Raw genomic sequence first — 19,768 nt, forward strand, 5'->3', positions numbered from 1 at the left:
AGGACATGTTGATTGCATTCTCTACAAGCCTTATCTTTACTTCTTTATCCACCTTCTCATGTTTCCTTATACCTATAACATCATCAAGTAAATATCTATATTCTCCGCTCTTTCTTGATTTGTAGTATGTTCTTGAATATTCTATTCCTCCTAGGAGCGTAATAATACTTTTCTTGTCTTTTCTTTCAACTATCCATTCCTTTTTTCTCTTATCATCTTCTTTAATCGCTTTATCTAATTCTTCTAAAAAGTCTTTTATTATATTCCTTCCAAGTTCATCAGTCGATTCTTTAACTACCTCAACAAGTTTTGTAAAATCCCATTCTTTTGACAGCATTTCTTCTACATTTTTTATTAATTTAGTAGTGAAATTTATTAAATGTTGTTGTATAATATCATGTTGTATAATATTATTCAAAAGAGACACCCCCTTATTGATTTGTGTTTTTTCCACTTTTTATTTTACCACAGGGGTTGTCTCTTTTAAATTTTTTGTCCTTTTTCGTCCTACAATAATTTTACACTATGTTACATCAACCTGGTGGCCATTGCATATCCCGTCCACCTAATAGGTGAAAATGAATATGCATAACCGTTTGTCCTCCAGCTCTATTGCAGTTATTTACTATTCTAAAACCATCTTTTGCAATACCAAGTTCATTAGCTAGCTTTTTGGCAACCATAAACACATGGCCAATCAAATTAAAATCTTCCCCTTCAAGCTTTAAAGCTGATTCAATGTGTTTCTTGGGAACAATAAGGACATGAACTGGTGCAACAGGATTAATATCCCTAAATGCAACTACTCTTTCATCTTCATATAAAAATTCAGTCTTAATGGTTCCATTTGCTATTTTGCAGAATATGCAGTCCATTATTTCACCTCCTTTAAAACTCCAATTGCCTTATTTTCCCTACTTTCTATTATTTTAACATTAATTATCTCTCCTGACAAATCCCTTTGTGACTCTACTCCAACCCTTATATAATTTTTAGTATATCCCCAATTATAACCTTCCTTATATTCCTCAAATAAAACATCCATTACCTTTCCTTCATGTTTTTTTATAAACTCATGCTCTAATATTTTATCTAGTTCAATGAGCTTTTTGCTTCTTTCTTCTTTAATTGACTCTGGGACTTGATTTTTATATTCAGCTGCCTTTGTCCCCTTCCTTGGGCTATATTTAAATATATGCATCTTTGAAAGTTTAATTTCCTTCAAGAATTCAAAAGTCCTTTCAAATTCTTCATCGGTCTCACCAGGGAATCCTACAATAACGTCAGTTGTTATAGAGACATCCTCAAAAACCTCCCTTAAATTATCCACTATTTTTTTATATTCTGAGGTAGTATAATGTCTATTCATCCTCCTTAAGGTTTCATCACAGCCGCTCTGAAGGGATAAATGAAAATGATGGCAAAACTTGTCTATATATTTTAATTTTTCTATTATTTCTTCATTAAAAAATGTTGGATCTACTGAACCTATTCTAATTCTTTCTATTCCTTCTACTTTAGAAATCATTTCAATTACATCTATAAGATTCACATCCTTTAGATCTTTACCATAGGATGCTACATGGATACCTGATAAAATTACTTCTTTATATCCATTTCTTGACAGTTTCTCAACTTCCATTAAAATATTTTCAGGTTTTCTGCTTCTTACTGGCCCCCTTGCATACGGAATTAAGCAATAGGAACAAAATCTGTCGCAACCATCCTGAATCTTTAAAAAAGCCCTAGTCTTATCCTGATATTCATCTATTTCAAGTTCTTCAAAATGTCTAATGCTCATAACATTTTCAACGTGCTTAATTCTCTTTCTATTTTTTAAATATTCATCAACAAATTCAACAATCTTACCTTTATCCTTTGTTCCAACAATTATATCCACATCTTCTATCTTTTCAACCTCTTCAGGTGCCACCTGAACATAACATCCTACAGCAACAACAACGGCATCATTATTCTTCTTTTTTGCCCTTCTTATCATTTGCCTTGATTTTTTATCTCCTATGTTTGTAACTGTGCAGGTGTTTATAACATAAACATCTGCATAATCATCAAAATCCACAACCTCATAGCCGTTTTTAATAAACGTCTCTGCCATAGCTTCCGTTTCATAGGTATTAACCCTACAACCTAATGTATAAAAGGCAACCTTTTTCATCTTCCTCCTCCTAAATCTCCTAGTTCGTATAAAATTAGAGCTGATGTTACAAAACCAGCAGTCTCTGTCCTTAATATTCTTGGACCTAAAGTAACAGGAATAGCTCCAATATCAAGGCAGTTTTCTATTTCCTCCTCTTCAAAACCGCCCTCAGGGCCAATAAATATAGCAATATCTTTTATATCCTTTCTATCTCTAAGATCCTTTATGCCCCTTTCTTTTTCTCTTTCATAGGGAACCACTACTAAATCCTTTTGCTTCATTTCTTCAATTGCCTCTTCAAAATTCATGACATCGTTAACAATAGGAACTATGCCCCTATTGCTTTGCTTTGCAGCTTCATAGGCAATCCTTTGCCATCTTTCTATTTTATTTTTTAAATCCCTTCCCTCTACTTTAACAACAACTCTATTAGTTATTACAGGAACAATTCTAACAACTCCTATCTCTACGCATTTTTGAACAATAAGGTCCATCTTTTGTGATTTTGGAAGCCCCTGATATAATGTTATATTGATAGGTGCTTCTGTCTCGTTATCGAAGCTTTCAATTATATTACACACAACTTCCTTTTTATCTGATTTTATTATTTCACAAATATATTCTTTGCCATTCCCGTCGCTAATTTGTATCTTATCGCCGTTTCTCAACCTTAAAACTTTAACGATATGGTCAACATCTTCTCCATCAATATATATATTAGGAAATATAACTTGTTCTGCTGATACGAAAAACTTGTGCATACTTCATCCCCTCTACATATTTTTTACAACAATTCCTACCCATTCTCCCATTTCTCTAATTTCAATTAAATTAAAGTTATTTCTTTCAAGTGTGGATAAAACATCAGTTTTCCTATCCTGTATAATACCTGAAATTATAAATAGTCCATCCTTCTTTAAAAATTCCTTTGCAGAAGGAGTCATCATAATAATCACATCAGCAATAATATTTGCAACTATTACATCCGCCTTTTCCTCTAAAACATCAGTTAAATTTCCATGCCTTATTTCCACATTTTCAATATTGTTATACTCAACGTTTTCCCTTGCAGCATCTACAGCTACCTCATCAATATCTACTCCAATAACCTTTTTAGCCCCAAACTTCGATGCAGCAATCGAAAGTATTCCTGAACCAGTTCCTATATCGTAGACTAATTCACCACCCTTTATGTATTTTTCAAGAAGTTCTAAGCACAAAATTGTAGTTTCATGGGTTCCCGTTCCAAAGGCCATGCCTGGGTCAAGTTCTATTATAATTTCATCTTCCTTTGGAATATATTCCTCCCATCTTGGCTTAACAACAATTCTATTACCTAGTTTAGTCACCTTATAATATTTTTTCCATGAATGAGCCCAATCCTCTTCATAAACTGCATTGGTAATTATTCTTCCTTCACCAATACTAAAACCTTCTTCTCTAAGTTCTTTTAATCTTTCATCTATAAATTTTACTATATCCTCAATATTATTATCATCGCTGAAATATCCTTTAACTACAGCTGCCTTGTCTCCATGTTCAAATAAATTCATGTCAACATAATCCCAACTTGGTTTACTTTGTTTTTCTAATATATCATTTGGGTCCTCTATTGCTACCCCCTTAACATCTAAAGAATAAAAAATACCGCTAACCATTTCAACGGCCTCAGGACTTGTTATTACTTTTATTTCAATCCATTTCCCCTTCATTTTATCAACTCCTTTTTTATTTTCAAACATTATATTAATTCAAATATTTAATTACTGCAAGTGTTATTATTGATGTTTAATAGGTAAGCAAAAAGAGAATAAAAAGGGGGCTGCAATAGCAATTAATGCCAATGCAGCTGCCCCTTTTATACTCCAAATGCATCTTTAAATTTGTCTACAAAGGATTTTTTCTCCGGTGCTGTCTCTCCAAACTCCTCAGCAAGCTTTTTCAATAGCTCCCTTTGGCGTTCTGTCAGCTTCTTTGGAACTTCAACCTTAACTTCAAAATATAAATCTCCCCTTACGCTGCTTCTTAGTTTTGGGATGCCTTTACCTTTTAGTCTAATTATAGTTCCAGGCTGAGTTCCCTCAGGAAGATTGTATTTTTCTTCACCCTCAAGGGTTGGAACTGTAATTTCACCACCTAGTGTTGCCTTTGTTATGCTAACCGGTATCGTGCAATAAATATCGCTCCCCTGCCTCTTGAATATCTTATGAGGTCTTACATTAATGTGCAGATATAAATCGCCTGCAGGACCTCCTCTTACACCTGGTTCACCTTCGCCTCTTAATGGTATTGTCATACCGCTATCAACACCTGCAGGAATATTTACTGAGATTATCTTTTTCTTTCTAACTTTGCCTTTTCCTCCACAAATTGAACAAGGACTATCTACAATCTTTCCTTCTCCATGGCATCTATCACAGGTAGTTATGCTTACAAAACTTCCAAAAGGTGTCCTTCTTTCAATCTTCATCTGACCTGTTCCATGGCACTTATCACATGTCCTTGGACTAGTTCCAGGCTTTGCCCCTGTTCCATGACAGGTATCACATGTTTCATGCCTGAAAATTTCTACATCTTTTTTGGCTCCAAAGGCTGCCTCCTCAAAGGATAGATTCAATGTATATTCTAAATCAGCACCCCTTTGGGGGCCTGTTTTTTGTTTTCTTGAACCACCAAAGAAATCACCAAAAATATCACCAAAAATATCTCCAAAACCACCAAAGCCCTCGAATCCTCCAAAGCCACCAAAATTTGAATAATCGAATCCCTGCCCATTAAAATCAGCTGTTCCAAATTGATCATATTGTGCCCTCTTTTGAGGATCCGATAACACCTGATATGCTTCGTTTATTTCCTTAAATTTTTCCTCAGCCTCTTTATTGCCGGGATTTCTATCTGGGTGATATTGAAGGGCTAATTTTCTAAAGGCCTTTTTTATTTCTTCGTCGGATGCATTTTTGTCTACTCCGAGTATTGCATAGTAGTCCTTTGCCAATTGTTTCACCACCTTTCACATACAGAAAAGAGGGATAAAAATCCCTCTTATATTATTTACCGTCCTTTACATCGTAGTCAACCTTTATATCATCGTTTCCTGTATTTTGCTGTTGATTAAATCCTTGATTTGCTCCTTGGTTGTATTGTGAATAAATTCTTGATGAAATTTCATAGAAGGACTGAGTAAGCTCATCTGATGCAGTCTTTATAGCATTAACATCAGTTCCATTCAAGGCATCCTTTAGCTTCTTAATCTTTTCTTCTATCTTTGACTTTTCATCTGCTGTTAATTTATCACCTAAATCCTTCATTGTCTTTTCAGTTTGATAAATCAATGAATCAGCATTATTTCTGATTTCAATTTCTTCTTTTCTCTTCTTATCCTCTTCAGCATATTTTTCTGCTTCTTTAACTGCCTTTTCAACTTCTTCGTCTGAAAGATGTGTTGAAGCTGTTATTGTAATTTTTGCATCCTTTCCTGTTCCTAAATCCTTTGCTGAAACATTTAATATACCGTTAGCATCTATATCAAATGTAACTTCGATTTGTGGCACTCCACGTGGAGCTGGTGGTATACCTGATAGAGTAAACCTTCCAAGGGTCTTGTTGTCCCTTGCCATTGGTCTTTCTCCCTGTAGAACATGTATCTCAACGGAGGTTTGGCCATCGGCTGCTGTTGAGAATATTTGACTCTTCTTTGTAGGAATCGTTGTATTTCTTGGAATTAAAACAGTAAATACTCCTCCTAATGTTTCAATACCAAGGGACAATGGTGTAACATCAAGAAGCAAGAGGTCCTTAATTTCACCTGTTAAAACTCCAGCTTGAATTGCAGCTCCTACTGCAACAGCTTCATCAGGATTTATTCCCTTTGTTGGTTCCTTTCCTGTAAAGTTTCTTACAGCATCTTGTATTGCTGGTATTCTTGTTGAACCACCAACTAATATAACTTTATCAATATCATTGATTGTAAGTCCTGCATCCCTTAAAGCATTTCTCATAGGCTCAATAGTTGCTTCAACAAGATCTGCAGTTAATTCATTAAATTTTGCTCTTGTTAATGTCATGTTAATATGTTTTGGACCTGTTGCATCAGCTGTTATAAATGGAAGATTTATCTCTGTTTGAAGCATTGATGAAAGCTCGATCTTAGCCTTTTCTGCTGCTTCTTTTAATCTTTGGAGTGCCATCTTATCGTTTCTTAAATCTATTCCTGTTTCAGCCTTGAAAGTATCCATAATATAATCCATTATTCTCTGGTCAAAGTCATCTCCACCAAGGTGGGTATTACCATTAGTTGCCTTAACTTCAAATACTCCATCACCTATTTCAAGGATTGAAACGTCAAAGGTTCCACCACCAAGGTCATAGACTAAAATCTTTTGATTCTTATCCATTTTATCAAGTCCATAAGCTAGTGATGCTGCAGTTGGCTCGTTTATTATTCTCAAAACTTCAAGCCCTGCTATCTTACCTGCGTTTTTTGTAGCCTGTCTTTGGCTGTCGTTAAAATATGCAGGAACTGTAATTACTGCTTGAGTTACAGGCTCTCCAAGATAAGCTTCAGCATCGGCCTTTAGCTTCATAAGTATCATTGCTGAAATTTCTTCTGGGCTATATTCCTTATCGTCGATTTTAACCCTATAGTTTGTTCCCATGTGCCTTTTTATTGATATCACTGTTCTTTCTGGATTTGTTATTGCTTGTCTTTTTGCAACCTGACCTACTATTCTTTCTCCATTTGGTTTAAAACCTACAACTGAAGGTGTTGTTCTTGAACCTTCAGAATTTGGAATAACAACTGGTTCTCCACCAATCATGACAGCAACACATGAGTTGGTAGTTCCAAGGTCAATACCTATAACCTTACCCATTTCTTCTCCTCCCCTTTCTTAATTTGCTACTTTTACAAGACTGTATCTTATTATTTTATCTTTATATTTATATCCTTTTTGGAATACTTCAACTATGATGTTTTCATCATAGTTTTCATCTTGAACATGCATTATAGCATTATGATAATTTGGATCAAATTTTTCTCCTTCTGATTTTATTTCTTCAACTCCCATTTTTTGAAGTGTATCTTTAAATAACTTTAAAGTCATTTGTATACCTTCGACTAAAGGATTTGACTCATTATCTTCAACATGTGCCACTGCCCTTTCAAGATTATCAAGGACAGGCAATAATTCCTTAATTGCATCTACAAAGCCATCTGTATATATTGTTTCTTTCTCTTTTTGAGTTCTTTTCCTAAAATTATCAAAATCCGCCATAGTTCTTTTTAATAAATCTACATAACTTTGGCACTCATTTTCTTTATCAGAAAGTTTTTGTCTAAGCTCTTCTATCTCTTTACTCTTGTCATCTAATATCTCTTTTTCTTCATTAACTTCCTGATTTGAATCTATATTCTCCTCCTTCATTTTTTCATTTTGTTCCTCTTTTTTCAAAATCAAGTTATCTTTTTCATTCACATTTTCATTTGTCATAAATTCACCACCCTGTTAGAAGGAATTTCTTAATATGTCATTTAAATTATCTGCTATAAACTTTAGTATCCCGATTACCTTAGAATAATCCATCCTCGTTGGTCCTATAACTCCAATAGTGCCCACAACCTTATTTCCAACCATATATGATGCCCTTATAATGCTGCAATCTCTAGCTTCATCATTGTTGTTTTCTTTACCAATTGAAACCTTAAGGTTTTCTCCATCATCTGAGAATATATCAATAAGGGTTTCCTTTCTTTCTAATAATGACAAGAAGTTTTTCGCCTTGTTTATATCATTATACTCTGGATATTTAAAAATATTGGTTGTTCCTTCTAAATAAATATCGCAGTCTACTGATTTTAAAGAATCATATAAAACAGGAATAATAGCATTTAATATTTCATAATACCCTCTAAGTTCCATAAGAATTTGATTTATAACTGAAAGATCTATCTGTTCTACTGTAAGATTTCTTAATTTTTCATTGAGCATGTTATTTATTTTTAAAAGTGTATCATAGTCTATTCTTCTCGGCAGCTTAATCAAAACATGTTTAATCACGGCAGTATCAGTAACAACTATTGCTAAAATATCATAATCGTTAACTTGAACGAGCTGTATTGATTTTACTGCACTTTTTTTGACCGAAGGCGATAAAACTGCCGCTGTATATCTCGTAACCTCTGACAAAAGTTTAGTTGTTCTTTTTATTATATTATCTATCTCACATATAGTTGCAAATTGCAATATATTTTTTATTTCAAAAGCCTCTTCAGGCGTTGGATCTTTTATATTTATAAGCTTATCTACATAATATCTATAACCTTTATCTGAAGGGACTCTTCCAGCTGATGTATGTGGTTGCTCTAAATATCCCAACTCCTCTAAATCGGCCATTTCGTTTCTTATGGTGGCGGAGCTTATTCCCATCTCATATTTTTTTGCTATGGTTCTTGATCCTACAGGTTCTGCTGTTTCAATATAATCATCTACAATTGCCTTTAGTATATATCTTTTTCTTTCGCCAAGATCCATGCTCCCACCTCCTCTCTTATTAGCACTCTTTGATAGTGAGTGCTAACTCTAAGATAAAAAATATCACTATCCTTTAAATTTGTCAATATATTCTATTAAAAATTCTCATAATATAAAAAATAATCCTCTTTTATAGCATAATAATATTTATGCCATAAAGAGGATTATCCTATATTGTTATTCTAATGTAAACTTATCATTCTTCTGTTCAAGAAGCCAAGCATATAAATCTTTATTTCTGTAAGTTTCGGTCCAAGAATCGTGTCCTGCATCTGGATATACTGTAAATTTAACATTTCCATTATGCTGCCTTAAAACATCCACTAATTCTTTAGACATTTCAATAGGAACTATTTCATCCTTTGCACCATGAAATGCCCAAACAGGCACATCTTTAAGAACTTTAATCCTTTCAGGGAATCCTATTTTGGGAACCGTCCCACCGCAAATAGGAACAATAGCCGCAAAAAGTATAGGATGAGCCTCAGCTAGCATATAGCTATTTTATTTTTACCCTTCGATTTGCCTTCAATATATAAAGCAGCATCAGCCTTATTAAGCAATTCCTTTATGTTATTTGCATCTTCTGGATACGAAGCTATACCACCTGACACTGTTACATTAATTGAATTACCGTTTATAATAATATTTGATTCTTCGAACTTTTCTCTTATTCTTTCTGCAATTATGTATGCCTGTTCCTTTGATAGTCCCTTTAATATGATTAATATTTCCTCTCCTCCAAATCTACAAGCTATGTCAGTTTTTCTTATAACTTTCTTAATAACATTTGCAAATTCCTTAAGAACCTGATCCCCTGCTAAATGTCCATACGTGTCATTAACCTTTTTAAAATCATCTAAATCAAAAATTACAATAGAAAAGTTTACATTTTGTTTTATTAAATTGTCTATTTCTTTATCTAACACCTTTCTATTATACAGACCTGTTAATGGATCTATTTCAGCTTCCTTTTTTATATCCAAAAAATATCTATAATTAGAAATTGCTAATGCCATTTGTTTTGAAAGTATATTTAATGGATCTTCAATATCCTGCAATAGTAAATTTGACATGCTAATTCGTCCTGCTAAAAAGATTAATCCCTTCACTTCATCTTCTACAACAATTGGAACGAATACAGCAGATTCACACCAATTTTGGAGTTCCCCTACAATTGAAATATTTTTATCTCTTTTGGTATTTTTGCTAATATATATTTTCTTGTCTAAAATTCTTTTTATAGTATTGCCATTTTTAATATTAAGGTCTAATTCGTTTAAAGGAAGTTCTATAGGTAGATAAAAAGAAATAGGGATTGCGAAATCATCATTTTTATAATCGAAAAAATATATTGCAGCAATATCATAGGGTATTATTTCTTTTAAATTTATTAAGAAATAATCACACTTTGTTTTTAAATCGCCATATTTAATTAGGTCCTCACTTATAATGAGCAATTTTTTAATTATTGCATTTTTAAACTCCAATCTTTTAAAAAGATAAAAGGTATAACTTAATATAACTAAAATAACAAATATTAAAACCGTTCCTAATTTACCCGAGCTAAAACTTATCAAACACAAGGATATCGACAGCGTCACAGCAATAATATAGTCCGTAAGTAAAATTTCCAAATCAAAGGCTTTAAATATAGATAGCCTCTTTCCATCCAAAATAATTTCAATGTATAATAGCAATATATTAAAAGTCAAGAAAAGAAGCTCAAACAATGCTGCAGACAATACAATATCTTCTAAATAAGGCAAATTTGCAAAACTAGATAATAAGTTGCTTATTTTACCCGATAAAAAAACAATTATTGCAAACATTGAGGTATTTACCAATAATTTATCTAAATTATTATCTGCCTTCTTATAATAAAACGTATTAATAATAAATGTGGTGATACTATAAAGGGTTTCAAACAAAATCGCATTATAAATTCCAGAGGTTAAAAATATGAAGATGGTTATTGTTTCCGTAAAATCAAATCTAATATCTTTAACAAAAAGAGTAAAATAATTCATAATAGATGCAATAAATAAGGCAAAAAAGAAGAAAAACAAATCGTGGAAACTAATTATATTGATATTAAAAAGAGACTTTATGATAACTATCAATCCTATTGTAATAAGCAAAATTCTATAAAATCTTTTCTTCTCCATTTTATCACCTGCAATAAAATACTTACTTAACATCGATTAATAATATTCTACATAAAAAAGCCAATTCCTTCTTAATTCAAAAAAAATAAAGGAACGTCTTTAAACGCTCCTTTATTTTATTATATAAATCTCATAAAAACCTGATTTGCAATGTCAAGACCCCTATTCGTCAAAAAAATATTTTTCCCATCATCCATTAAAAGCCCTTGTTCAATTAGTTTAGATATTTCCTGACCAAAAACATTATAAACATCATCACTAAATCTTTTTTTAAAAACTTCTTTAGAAACGCCTTTTATTTTTCTTAAACCAAGGAGAATAAATTCGCTCATTTCATCCTTTTTGCTAATAAATATTTTTTCTCTTTTTGATTCATCATTATATACTAAGTATATATATTTCTTAACATCATCCACATTGTAATATCTAAATTTATCTATAAACGAATGAGCCGATGCCCCAACTCCATAATATTCTTCTTCATTCCAATAGGTTAGATTATGAATGCATTCATATCCCGGTAAAGCAAAATTCGATATTTCATAATGCACAAATCCCTTGCTTTTTAAAAAATTTACTGAATAATGATACATTTCTCTATCGATATTTTCATCAGCAATGTTAAGTTGTCCCATATTATATAATTCGTAAAAGGGCGTTCCTTCTTCTATTATCAAACTATAGCACGACAAATGTTCAGGTTTAATTTCTGCAATTTTCTCCAATGTTTCCTTCCAGTCATCCATTCCCTGTCCAGGAATATCAAACATCAAATCAACATTAATATTATTAAAACCTATTTTTCTTGCCATTTCATAGTTTTCTAAAAAATCGCTAAAGGTATGAATTCTCCCTAGACTTTTTAAAATCTTATCTTGAACAGCCTGAAGACCAATAGATAGCCTATTGACTCCATATTCTTTTAGCACTATCAATTTTTCTTTTTCCAAAGTCCCAGGATTAGCTTCAACAGTAAACTCCGTAAATTGAAATTTGCTTAAACTTCTTAACAGTTTTTCAAGGCTATTTTTAGATAAAACGGTGGGGGTTCCCCCACCGATGAATATTGATTTTAATTTTTTGTCTTCAATTCTTTTTATTTCGCTTATTAAAGCATCTATATAATCATCCTGCAAAGACAAATCTGAAATAGAATAAAAATCACAATACAGACACTTTCTAACACAAAATGGGATGTGAATATATAAAGCCCTTTCCATTATTCCACCTTCAATACAGCCATAAATGCTTCCTGTGGAACCTCAACAGTTCCAATTTGCTTCATCCTCTTTTTACCTTCTTTTTGCTTTTCAAGAAGCTTTTTCTTTCTTGTAATGTCTCCACCATAGCATTTTGCAAGAACGTCTTTTCTCAAGGCCTTTACAGTTTCCCTTGCTATAATTTTCGAACCAATTGCAGCTTGGATAGGTATCTCAAAAAGCTGTCTTGGAATAATTTCCTTAAGCTTTTCACATATTGCTCTGCCTCTTTGATATGCCCTTTCCTTTGGAACAATTTGAGATAAAGCATCTACTGGATCACCATTTAGCAATATATCAAGTTTAACAAGGTCTGATTCCTTGTATCCTATAAGTTCATAGTCAAGGGAAGCATATCCCTTTGTTCTGGATTTTAAGGCATCAAAGAAATCATATATAATTTCATTTAATGGCATCTCATAATGAAGCATGACCCTTGTTGTTTCTATATATTCCATGTTTTTAAAGATTCCCCTTTTATTTTGACAAAGATCCATTACCGCACCAACATATTCTGAAGGAGTTATAATAGTTGCCTTAACATAAGGTTCCTCCATAAATTCTATTTCTGTTGGCGATGGCATATTTGTCGGATTTGTAAGTTCAATTACCTCTCCATCCGTCTTAGTAATTCTATATATAACGCTTGGAGCTGTTGTTACTATATCAAGATTATATTCCCTTTCCAATCTCTCCTGAACTATTTCCATGTGAAGAAGTCCCAAAAATCCACATCTAAATCCAAAACCTAAAGCTACAGATGTTTCTGGCTCAAATATTAGGGCGGCATCGTTAAGTTGAAGCTTTTCCAATGCTTCCTTTAACTCCTCATATTTTGCACTATCTGTTGGATAAAATCCGCTGAATACCATCGGAATGGCAGGGCGATAACCTGGAAGCGGTTCTTTAGCTTCCCTTTCAGCTTCAGTAATAGTATCACCAACTCTTGCATCCCTGACATTTTTTATGCTGGCACAAACATATCCAACATCTCCGGCCTTTAGTTCTGGAACTTCCATATATTGTGGCCTAAAGATTCCTACTTCGGTTACTTCATATTCCTTTTTAGATGCCATAAGCTTAATTTTCATGCCCTTTTTGATAGTTCCCTCTTTAACCCTAATATAACATATAACTCCTTTATATGAATCATAATAGCTATCAAATATCAATGCCCTTAGTGGTGCGTCCTCATCGCCCTCAGGGCAAGGTATCTTTTCAACAATTGCCTTTAAAACATCATCTATTCCAAGTCCAACCTTTGCAGAAATTAATGGAGCATCAGAGCAATCAAGCCCTATTACATCTTCTATTTCCTTTTTAATCTCATCAGGTCTTGCACTTGGAAGGTCTATTTTATTAATTACAGGAATTATTTCAAGATCATGCTCTAAAGCTAAATAGCAATTTGCAAGGGTCTGAGCTTGTATTCCTTGTGTTGCATCAACAACTAAAAGTGCCCCCTCACAAGCTGCAAGGCTTCTTGAAACCTCATAATTAAAGTCTACATGGCCAGGGGTATCTATAAGATTTAGAATATATTCCTCACCACCTTCCGTTGTATGAACAAGTCTTATGGCCTGAGCTTTAATCGTTATTCCTCTTTCCTTTTCAAGCTCCATTGTATCGAGAACCTGATCTTCCATTTCTCTTTGGGTTAAAGTTCCTGTTTTTTCAATCAATCTATCAGCTAAGGTTGATTTTCCATGGTCAATATGCGCAATAATGCAAAAATTTCTTATCTTCTTTTGTCTATCACTTGGCATATATATCCTCCTCATAGGTAGAGTACAATCTTTTCTTCGTTTTTGCTATTAAATAATTATATATTAAAATTTATTTTATGTAAATAAATGAAAGGAAATTAGTTAATCTATGCATTCTGCTAAAACCCTTGCAATCACCTTTGCAGAATTAATGGCTTCCTCAAGGGAATTTTCATTTGACCCTACCTCAATCAAAACTATTTTTGAAGATAAATCCTGGTTATAATGACTTTTAGATTGCTTATACATTATTCCCCTTGAAAATCCTGGATATAAATAATTAAACTTATCATTTATCTTCGATGCTAAGACATTGTTCCTTGTGTGATTTCTATTTAAAGTATCAACAACAAACATAACCCTCCCATATCTTTCATTACCTATAATTGCAGTAGATTTATTTTTTCCTACATTTGCGTCCCTATGTAAGTCAATTATAATTTTAAAACTATCGTATTTTTTAAGATATTTTTGAACTGTTGGTCTAGACTTAAAATATGCTCCCTCACGCTTTGGAATATCATGAAAAGTCGTATCATGGATTGTTGATATACCATACTTTTCCTCAAGTTCCTTTTTTAATTCTGCACCAACCCTTATTAAATTTAAATTTGAATCCGTTGTAAAATTTTGTCCCTTGCCATCAGGATTATAGCTCTCTGTTGTATGAGTATGATAGATTAAAATTAAAGGCTTTTTAGGATCAAGTTTTCTCTTTTGGGGCGGATTTGCTTTTGCTTGCTCTATTATATTTATAGCAGTTTCCTCTTTTTCTTGTGATGAATTGTTTATTGCTTCCTCATCTTGAATTTCCTCTTCATCCTCCAATGCCACCTCTGTCCTTGGTATTACAACAATAGGTCCGCTTTCTTTTATAGCCAAAATTTGTTGTTCAACCTCACCCATCATTGGAATACTGCTTATTAATAACGTTTTATAATCATAAAAATCAATTCCAGTTAAATTTTTTGTTATTACAGAAAACCAATTTATGTCTTCTTCGTCATCTTCTTGATACATAGAAAGCATAGGTGTTGCTTGAACTAAAAGGAATTGATATGTATTTAACTTATATTTGGAATTAAAAAATATAAGCATAATGGGTAAAACATAACTTAATAAAAGTTTTAATAGAATAAGAAATACTCCTATTTTCCCTAGATATTCTAATATTAACATCCAATTTAACCTCTTATGCATCCCCATCTTCCCCTTTATAATTTACTCTTAATATTTATATGTTCAAATTTATAGTATTAAAACAAAAAATAAGACACCTTATCGGTGTCCTTTTAATGAATGTATTTATTAATGTCCTCTAACTCAATACCAGGATGAACGGCAATATTTATCGCATTTGCTATAACCTTTGAAATGTCTTCAATTAAACTATCGATTTCCTTAGGAGTTACCATAAGATCACCAATATAAGGATTTAGTATTTGTCTTATTAAGGCATATTTTTCATCCTTATTGACATTTTTAAGCATATTATAAAAATCCTTATCATTAGACGTCTGTTTAATTAATGAATCTATCATAAGATCAATAGTATCGTTAGCAAGAGTTGCAGCATCTACAACAGTTGGAACACCAATAGCTATTACAGGGATTCCTAAGGTTCTTTCGGATAATTCCATTCTCCTGTTTCCAACACCTGAACCAGGATTTATACCTGTATTCCCTATTTGAATAGTTGTTACAACCCTTTCCATTTTCCTTGAGGATAATGCATCTATCGCTATTACAACATCTGGTTTTACCTTTTCCACTACTCCTTGAATAATCTCAGCAGTTTCTATTCCAGTTATTCCTAAAACCCCTGGAGAAATTGCACATACTGGATTAATTCCTTCTTCTAAGTATTGGGGCATATATTGTTTTAAATGCCTAGTTACAAATAACTTTGACACAACCTTAGGGCCTAATGAATCAGGTGTTACGTTCCAATTGCCAAGACCAACTACTAATACAGTTCCATCCTTCTTTAAATTTATTAGTTCTGCTAATTGTTTAGCCAAAGATTTTCCTAATCTATCATGAAATTCGGCATCATAGTGCCTAATTTTGGGAACCTCCATAGTAATATAGCTTCCTATTGGTTTCCCGATTATTCTTGCTCCTCTTTCATCTAAAACCTTAACAATGGTTATTTTAATATCTTCATCCTTATGATCAACGTCCACCGCAACACCTGGGACTTCTCTATTGCTGCCTTCCCTATAAATTTCCCGTGCTTCTATCGCAAGATCTGTTCTAATATTAAACATCGAACCACCCTCTTTTAAAAAATTCTATTTATAGATTTCCCATAATTTTTTTTCATATACTATTTGTGCCTATGAGCAAAATTATTGGACAAAAACTATATATTTTTCTTGAAATGCACAAATATTAATGGTATAATATCCTTTGTTGTAATATGTAGAACCCTTCGCAGATTCCCCATCTGCTGGTATAAATAATTTATTTTTGAGGAGGGTAGTCAATGGCAAACATAAAATCAGCTATAAAAAGAATAAAAATTACCCAAAAAAGAACATTAAGAAACAAAATGGTTAAGTCTTCAATGAGAACAGCTATAAAGAAGTTTGAAGCTGCATTAAACAGCGGCAACTTAGATGATGCAAAGGTTTTACTCGTTGAAGCTATCAAAAAAATCGACAAAGCAGCTGCTAAGGGAGTAATTCATGCTAATGCAGCAGCAAGACACAAGTCAAGACTTACTTTAAAGCTTAACAAAGTTTCAAATCAATAATTAAAACACCCATTTAGGGTGTTTTTTACTTTTATTTGCATATATTTAAAATCAAAAGTTCTAATGCCAATTTACTATCTTGAAGTTTTCCAGACTTTATACTAAAATCTGTTTCCAAGCACAAATTAATATTTTTAATTATCTCATCTCTATTAAATTTTTGGTGCTGAATTCTTAGGTTTTTAATAATAAATCTTTTCTTGCCATCCAAGGATAAATTTCTCAATATCTCATCCTCACCCATTCCCTTATGTCGTTCATCTATAATCTTCATCAAATATAACAATCTAAATTGCCTTATTATCATTCCCAATATTTTAAGTTCCGATTCCTTTTGATTTATGAGTGTATTTAAGATAGACAATGCAGTGTGAGCTTCCTTTTTGCCTATACTATCAACCATTTTAAAAATATTGCTTTCTAGTGTTTTAGTGACAATATCATCAATATGCTGAAGGGTTATTTTTGGCTCATCAAGGGTATAATCTATTAGTTTATTAAGTTCATTATAAACCTCCTGAGTTGAATAATTTATTGACTCTAAAAAATAATTAATCTCCGCTCGTCCTGCTTTTTTATATTCTTTGTTTACAAGTTTTTCAACGAAACTTGGCAAATCCTGCTTTGTAATAACAAAATGGGCCAAGCATCCTATTTCAGATACTATTTTACTTACTTGATTAGAAAGATCTATTTGTCCATCTGTCGTAAACAATAAAACTGTATCAGAATCAACAATTCTAATTAGTTCAACCAATTCCTTTATTATGCCTTTATCAATATTTATTTTTTCTTCTTCTGTTCTCGCTTTAATTATATTAAAATTTTTAACATGAACCAATTTTGCTGTTACAAAAAAAGTTGAAGTAAAAATAGCATTTTTAATTTCATCAATAGATGTATTTTCAAAATCTAAAATTCTAATATCATATCCATTTTCCTCATAAAATTTATAAGCTTTTTTTAATGATAAAACAATATCATTTTTATTAGTTCCACCGATAATAATAACTCGGTTTGATTGTAATTCCCTTTCAAATGATTTTATATCGTTAACTATCATCAAAATCACCTTTTATAAAATATTTTTTACCATCAGTATGTATTGTAATATTACCATTTATATCAGTTCTAAAAATTCTAACTCCCCTTTGGTAAAGGTATTCCATCAATAAGTTCGATGGATGTCCAAAATTATTTTTACCAACTGATACAACAGCAACACTAAATTTATATTTTTCAGCTGTATTTATATCAAAGGATTTTATTGAACCATGATGTGGCAGTTGAACTATATCATAATCCTTATTTTCTAAATCTATATTATCTAAATCTACATCCGAAGGCAATAGCATATAAAAATCTTTAAAAGATAATTCTAAAACAATAGCATTTTCATTTTTATCATCCTTTTGTTGCAAAACTTCTGGATATAAAACTTTGAGAACAACTCCATCCATCACAACCTCATCCCCCTTTAAAAGCAGAGTAGATTTTATGTTGTCTATATTAAATGGTGCGGCGATATTATAAACATTGAAATTATTTAAAATAGTATAAAACCCAGAGAAATGATCCTTATGGGGATGGGTAATAATAAGTAAATCTATTTTATTATATCCTTTCCGTTTAATAAATGGAACTATTTTTTCTTTTGCAGCAATATAGTCATCAAAACTTGGCCCTGTATCTATCAAAATTACTTTTTTATATGGAGTTTCAATTAAAATGCTATCTCCCTGACCAACATTAATAATGTTTACTTTTAAATTTTTAGGATTATACAAAATTGAAGATATTAAAAATAAAACTAATATATAGTTAAATTTTCTATATTCCTTTTTTATTAAGTTTATAAATATTAATAAATAATAACTAACTAATGTAATGTAGTTCATGCTAAAAAACATTTGAATATTATATTTACTAATTTTTGTTATAATCTCAAATAACTTTATCCCAAAAAATAAGGGTGGAAAAAGAAAAATGTCCAATTTAAACACTAAAAATATTATAGAGGATAAAAACGATAAAATCGTTAATATACCAATAAAAGGTGATAATATAATATTCAAAATAAGGCTATATATTGAAAAATAACCATTATAAATTAAGGATATCGGCGTTATAAACAAAAAAGTAGAAAGAGCAGCTGATATATCATTATTAGCATTCTTAATGTAATGTCCTAATATCAGGATTGAAAACGTTGCTAAATACGAAAATATAAATCCTCTATTAAAAATTAAATATGGGTTAAAAAGTAGCATCAATAGTGCTGCTATAAAAAGATTGTTTAATCCTAACGATGGTCTTTTTACTATCTTTGAAAGGCTTACAAAGGCAATCATTATAAACGCTCTTAGAACTGAAGGTTCAAGTGACGAAATTAAAATAAATATGAAACAAATAATTAGGGATAAAATTTTTCTTAAATTTGCTCCAAAGCATTCAAAAATTCTATTAAAAAACAAAAATATAATTCCAAGATTAAACCCAGATACAGCTAAAAAATGCGATAATCCTAAATCATTGAATATTTTGTATTCCTCTTTCATATTTGATGTATATCCAAATAATATTGCAGCTATTAACCCTCCTGCCTTTTTGTCAATTAAAGTTAGTCTATTTATCAAAAAATACTTAATTTTAACTAAAGATGATAAAACTGTTTTTTTATTTATAATTGTAAAATTTTCATTTTCTTTTATTTTTCCTATAATTCCCCTTGAATAATAATTTTTCTTTTTATAAGTTTGAATGGGTTCAAATTTTGAATATATTTTTATATAATCTCCCGGTGAAAACTCCTTAGTAGTATATAACAGAATCTTATAATTTTCTTTATAATTTACAATCAAATAACTATCTGAATTTTTTTCAGCAATATATCCATCAAAAATATTATTATTCCTTAACAATTCCTCCTTCTTCACAAAATTGCTGTGTTTAAAATTAGCAACCAATATTCCTAATACTAAAAATGCTATTAAAAAATATATCAAACTCCTCTTATTGATAAAAATCAAAAAAAGTGCAGTTAAAGCTGCACTAATTAAAATAATGCTTCCTGAAAAATAAATCAAAACTCCTAAAATAAAAAATAAAGTCAAATAAGGGATTAGCAAA

The 19,768-nt window shown here is 31.5% G+C and carries 18 protein-coding genes; 1 reads left to right on the plus strand and 17 read right to left on the minus strand.

Annotated elements, in window-relative coordinates; genetic code table 11:
- The 15 genes from CAAU_RS11625 to gpr all read right to left on the minus strand — a co-directional run.
- Window positions 1-418: UPF0236 family transposase-like protein (locus CAAU_RS11625; RefSeq protein ID WP_040306604.1), on the minus strand; the 418-nt coding region annotated here is incomplete at its 3' end.
- Between the two features lie 115 nt (window positions 419-533).
- Window positions 534-875 carry a histidine triad nucleotide-binding protein gene (locus tag CAAU_RS11630; protein WP_008909634.1) on the minus strand — a complete coding sequence of 114 codons (342 nt, stop codon included), beginning with the start codon at window positions 873-875 and terminating at the stop codon, window positions 534-536.
- Window positions 875-2,176: a tRNA (N(6)-L-threonylcarbamoyladenosine(37)-C(2))-methylthiotransferase MtaB gene (mtaB, locus tag CAAU_RS11635; RefSeq protein ID WP_008909635.1), complete on the minus strand. Its 1,302-nt coding sequence runs from the start codon at window positions 2,174-2,176 to the stop codon at window positions 875-877. The genes CAAU_RS11630 and mtaB overlap by 1 nt, the downstream gene beginning before the upstream one ends.
- Window positions 2,173-2,919, minus strand: a complete 747-nt coding sequence (locus tag CAAU_RS11640) for a 16S rRNA (uracil(1498)-N(3))-methyltransferase (protein ID WP_008909636.1) — start codon at window positions 2,917-2,919, stop codon at window positions 2,173-2,175. The genes mtaB and CAAU_RS11640 overlap by 4 nt, the downstream gene beginning before the upstream one ends.
- 12 nt (window positions 2,920-2,931) lie before the next feature.
- Window positions 2,932-3,870 carry a 50S ribosomal protein L11 methyltransferase gene (prmA, locus tag CAAU_RS11645; RefSeq protein ID WP_008909637.1) on the minus strand — a complete coding sequence of 313 codons (939 nt, stop codon included), beginning with the start codon at window positions 3,868-3,870 and terminating at the stop codon, window positions 2,932-2,934.
- 146 nt (window positions 3,871-4,016) lie between these two features.
- Window positions 4,017-5,153, minus strand: coding sequence for a molecular chaperone DnaJ (dnaJ, locus tag CAAU_RS11650; RefSeq protein WP_008909638.1), 1,137 nt, complete (start codon window positions 5,151-5,153; stop codon window positions 4,017-4,019).
- A gap of 52 nt (window positions 5,154-5,205) precedes the next feature.
- On the minus strand, window positions 5,206-7,029 hold the full coding sequence (gene dnaK, locus CAAU_RS11655) for a molecular chaperone DnaK (protein ID WP_008909639.1): 1,824 nt from the start codon (window positions 7,027-7,029) through the stop codon (window positions 5,206-5,208).
- A gap of 18 nt (window positions 7,030-7,047) precedes the next feature.
- Window positions 7,048-7,647, minus strand: coding sequence for a nucleotide exchange factor GrpE (gene grpE, locus CAAU_RS11660; RefSeq protein WP_008909640.1), 600 nt, complete (start codon window positions 7,645-7,647; stop codon window positions 7,048-7,050).
- Window positions 7,648-7,662: 15 nt separating this feature from the next.
- Window positions 7,663-8,688, minus strand: coding sequence for a heat-inducible transcriptional repressor HrcA (gene hrcA / locus CAAU_RS11665; protein WP_008909641.1), 1,026 nt, complete (start codon window positions 8,686-8,688; stop codon window positions 7,663-7,665).
- A gap of 177 nt (window positions 8,689-8,865) precedes the next feature.
- Entirely contained in the window at window positions 8,866-9,183 is a 318-nt protein-coding gene (locus CAAU_RS11670; protein WP_008909642.1) for a carboxylesterase family protein, read from the minus strand.
- Window positions 9,177-10,856 (minus strand): GGDEF domain-containing protein, encoded by a 1,680-nt coding sequence (locus CAAU_RS14015; RefSeq protein ID WP_207635476.1) that lies wholly within the window; start codon window positions 10,854-10,856, stop codon window positions 9,177-9,179. The genes CAAU_RS11670 and CAAU_RS14015 overlap by 7 nt, the downstream gene beginning before the upstream one ends.
- A 119-nt stretch (window positions 10,857-10,975) precedes the next feature.
- The gene (hemW, locus tag CAAU_RS11675) at window positions 10,976-12,076 is read right to left on the minus strand and encodes a radical SAM family heme chaperone HemW (RefSeq protein ID WP_008909644.1); all 1,101 of its coding nucleotides are present in this window, start codon (window positions 12,074-12,076) and stop codon (window positions 10,976-10,978) included.
- Entirely contained in the window at window positions 12,076-13,881 is a 1,806-nt protein-coding gene (gene lepA, locus CAAU_RS11680; RefSeq protein WP_008909645.1) for a translation elongation factor 4, read from the minus strand. The genes hemW and lepA overlap by 1 nt, the downstream gene beginning before the upstream one ends.
- A gap of 102 nt (window positions 13,882-13,983) precedes the next feature.
- Complete coding sequence (gene spoIIP / locus CAAU_RS14020; protein WP_008909646.1) at window positions 13,984-15,081, minus strand: stage II sporulation protein P; 1,098 nt, start codon at window positions 15,079-15,081, stop codon at window positions 13,984-13,986.
- A gap of 92 nt (window positions 15,082-15,173) precedes the next feature.
- Window positions 15,174-16,151 carry a GPR endopeptidase gene (gene gpr, locus CAAU_RS11690; protein WP_008909647.1) on the minus strand — a complete coding sequence of 326 codons (978 nt, stop codon included), beginning with the start codon at window positions 16,149-16,151 and terminating at the stop codon, window positions 15,174-15,176.
- A gap of 218 nt (window positions 16,152-16,369) precedes the next feature.
- On the opposite strand from gpr, the gene rpsT reads away from it, so the two are divergent.
- Window positions 16,370-16,639 carry a 30S ribosomal protein S20 gene (gene rpsT, locus CAAU_RS11695; protein ID WP_008909648.1) on the plus strand — a complete coding sequence of 90 codons (270 nt, stop codon included), beginning with the start codon at window positions 16,370-16,372 and terminating at the stop codon, window positions 16,637-16,639.
- A 31-nt stretch (window positions 16,640-16,670) separates the two neighbouring features.
- On the opposite strand, the gene holA is transcribed toward rpsT, so the two are convergent.
- The gene (gene holA / locus CAAU_RS11700; protein WP_008909649.1) at window positions 16,671-17,702 is read right to left on the minus strand and encodes a DNA polymerase III subunit delta; all 1,032 of its coding nucleotides are present in this window, start codon (window positions 17,700-17,702) and stop codon (window positions 16,671-16,673) included.
- Window positions 17,692-19,767, minus strand: coding sequence for a DNA internalization-related competence protein ComEC/Rec2 (locus tag CAAU_RS11705; RefSeq protein WP_008909650.1), 2,076 nt, complete (start codon window positions 19,765-19,767; stop codon window positions 17,692-17,694). Before CAAU_RS11705 ends, holA begins: the two co-directional genes overlap by 11 nt.
- Window position 19,768: the final 1 nt, after the last annotated feature.

It is taken from the genome of Caloramator australicus RC3 (genome assembly GCF_000297115.1).
GTDB lineage: Bacteria > Bacillota > Clostridia > Clostridiales > Caloramatoraceae > Caloramator > Caloramator australicus.

Excerpts from the sequence above, each read along its gene's own strand:
- gpr (WP_008909647.1), bottom strand. The coding sequence starts at position 16,151 with ATGTTTAATATTAGAACAGATCTTGCGATAGAAGCACGGGAAATTTAT.
- spoIIP (WP_008909646.1), bottom strand. The coding sequence starts at position 15,081 with ATGCATAAGAGGTTAAATTGGATGTTAATATTAGAATATCTAGGGAAA.
- mtaB (WP_008909635.1), bottom strand. The coding sequence starts at position 2,176 with ATGAAAAAGGTTGCCTTTTATACATTAGGTTGTAGGGTTAATACCTAT.
- hemW (WP_008909644.1), bottom strand. The coding sequence starts at position 12,076 with ATGGAAAGGGCTTTATATATTCACATCCCATTTTGTGTTAGAAAGTGT.
- prmA (WP_008909637.1), bottom strand. The coding sequence starts at position 3,870 with ATGAAGGGGAAATGGATTGAAATAAAAGTAATAACAAGTCCTGAGGCC.
- grpE (WP_008909640.1), bottom strand. The coding sequence starts at position 7,647 with ATGACAAATGAAAATGTGAATGAAAAAGATAACTTGATTTTGAAAAAA.
- CAAU_RS11630 (WP_008909634.1), bottom strand. The coding sequence starts at position 875 with ATGGACTGCATATTCTGCAAAATAGCAAATGGAACCATTAAGACTGAA.
- lepA (WP_008909645.1), bottom strand. The coding sequence starts at position 13,881 with ATGCCAAGTGATAGACAAAAGAAGATAAGAAATTTTTGCATTATTGCG.
- hrcA (WP_008909641.1), bottom strand. The coding sequence starts at position 8,688 with ATGGATCTTGGCGAAAGAAAAAGATATATACTAAAGGCAATTGTAGAT.
- CAAU_RS14015 (WP_207635476.1), bottom strand. The coding sequence starts at position 10,856 with ATGGAGAAGAAAAGATTTTATAGAATTTTGCTTATTACAATAGGATTG.
- rpsT (WP_008909648.1), top strand. The coding sequence starts at position 16,370 with ATGGCAAACATAAAATCAGCTATAAAAAGAATAAAAATTACCCAAAAA.
- dnaK (WP_008909639.1), bottom strand. The coding sequence starts at position 7,029 with ATGGGTAAGGTTATAGGTATTGACCTTGGAACTACCAACTCATGTGTT.
- CAAU_RS11640 (WP_008909636.1), bottom strand. The coding sequence starts at position 2,919 with ATGCACAAGTTTTTCGTATCAGCAGAACAAGTTATATTTCCTAATATA.
- holA (WP_008909649.1), bottom strand. The coding sequence starts at position 17,702 with ATGATAGTTAACGATATAAAATCATTTGAAAGGGAATTACAATCAAAC.
- CAAU_RS11670 (WP_008909642.1), bottom strand. The coding sequence starts at position 9,183 with ATGCTAGCTGAGGCTCATCCTATACTTTTTGCGGCTATTGTTCCTATT.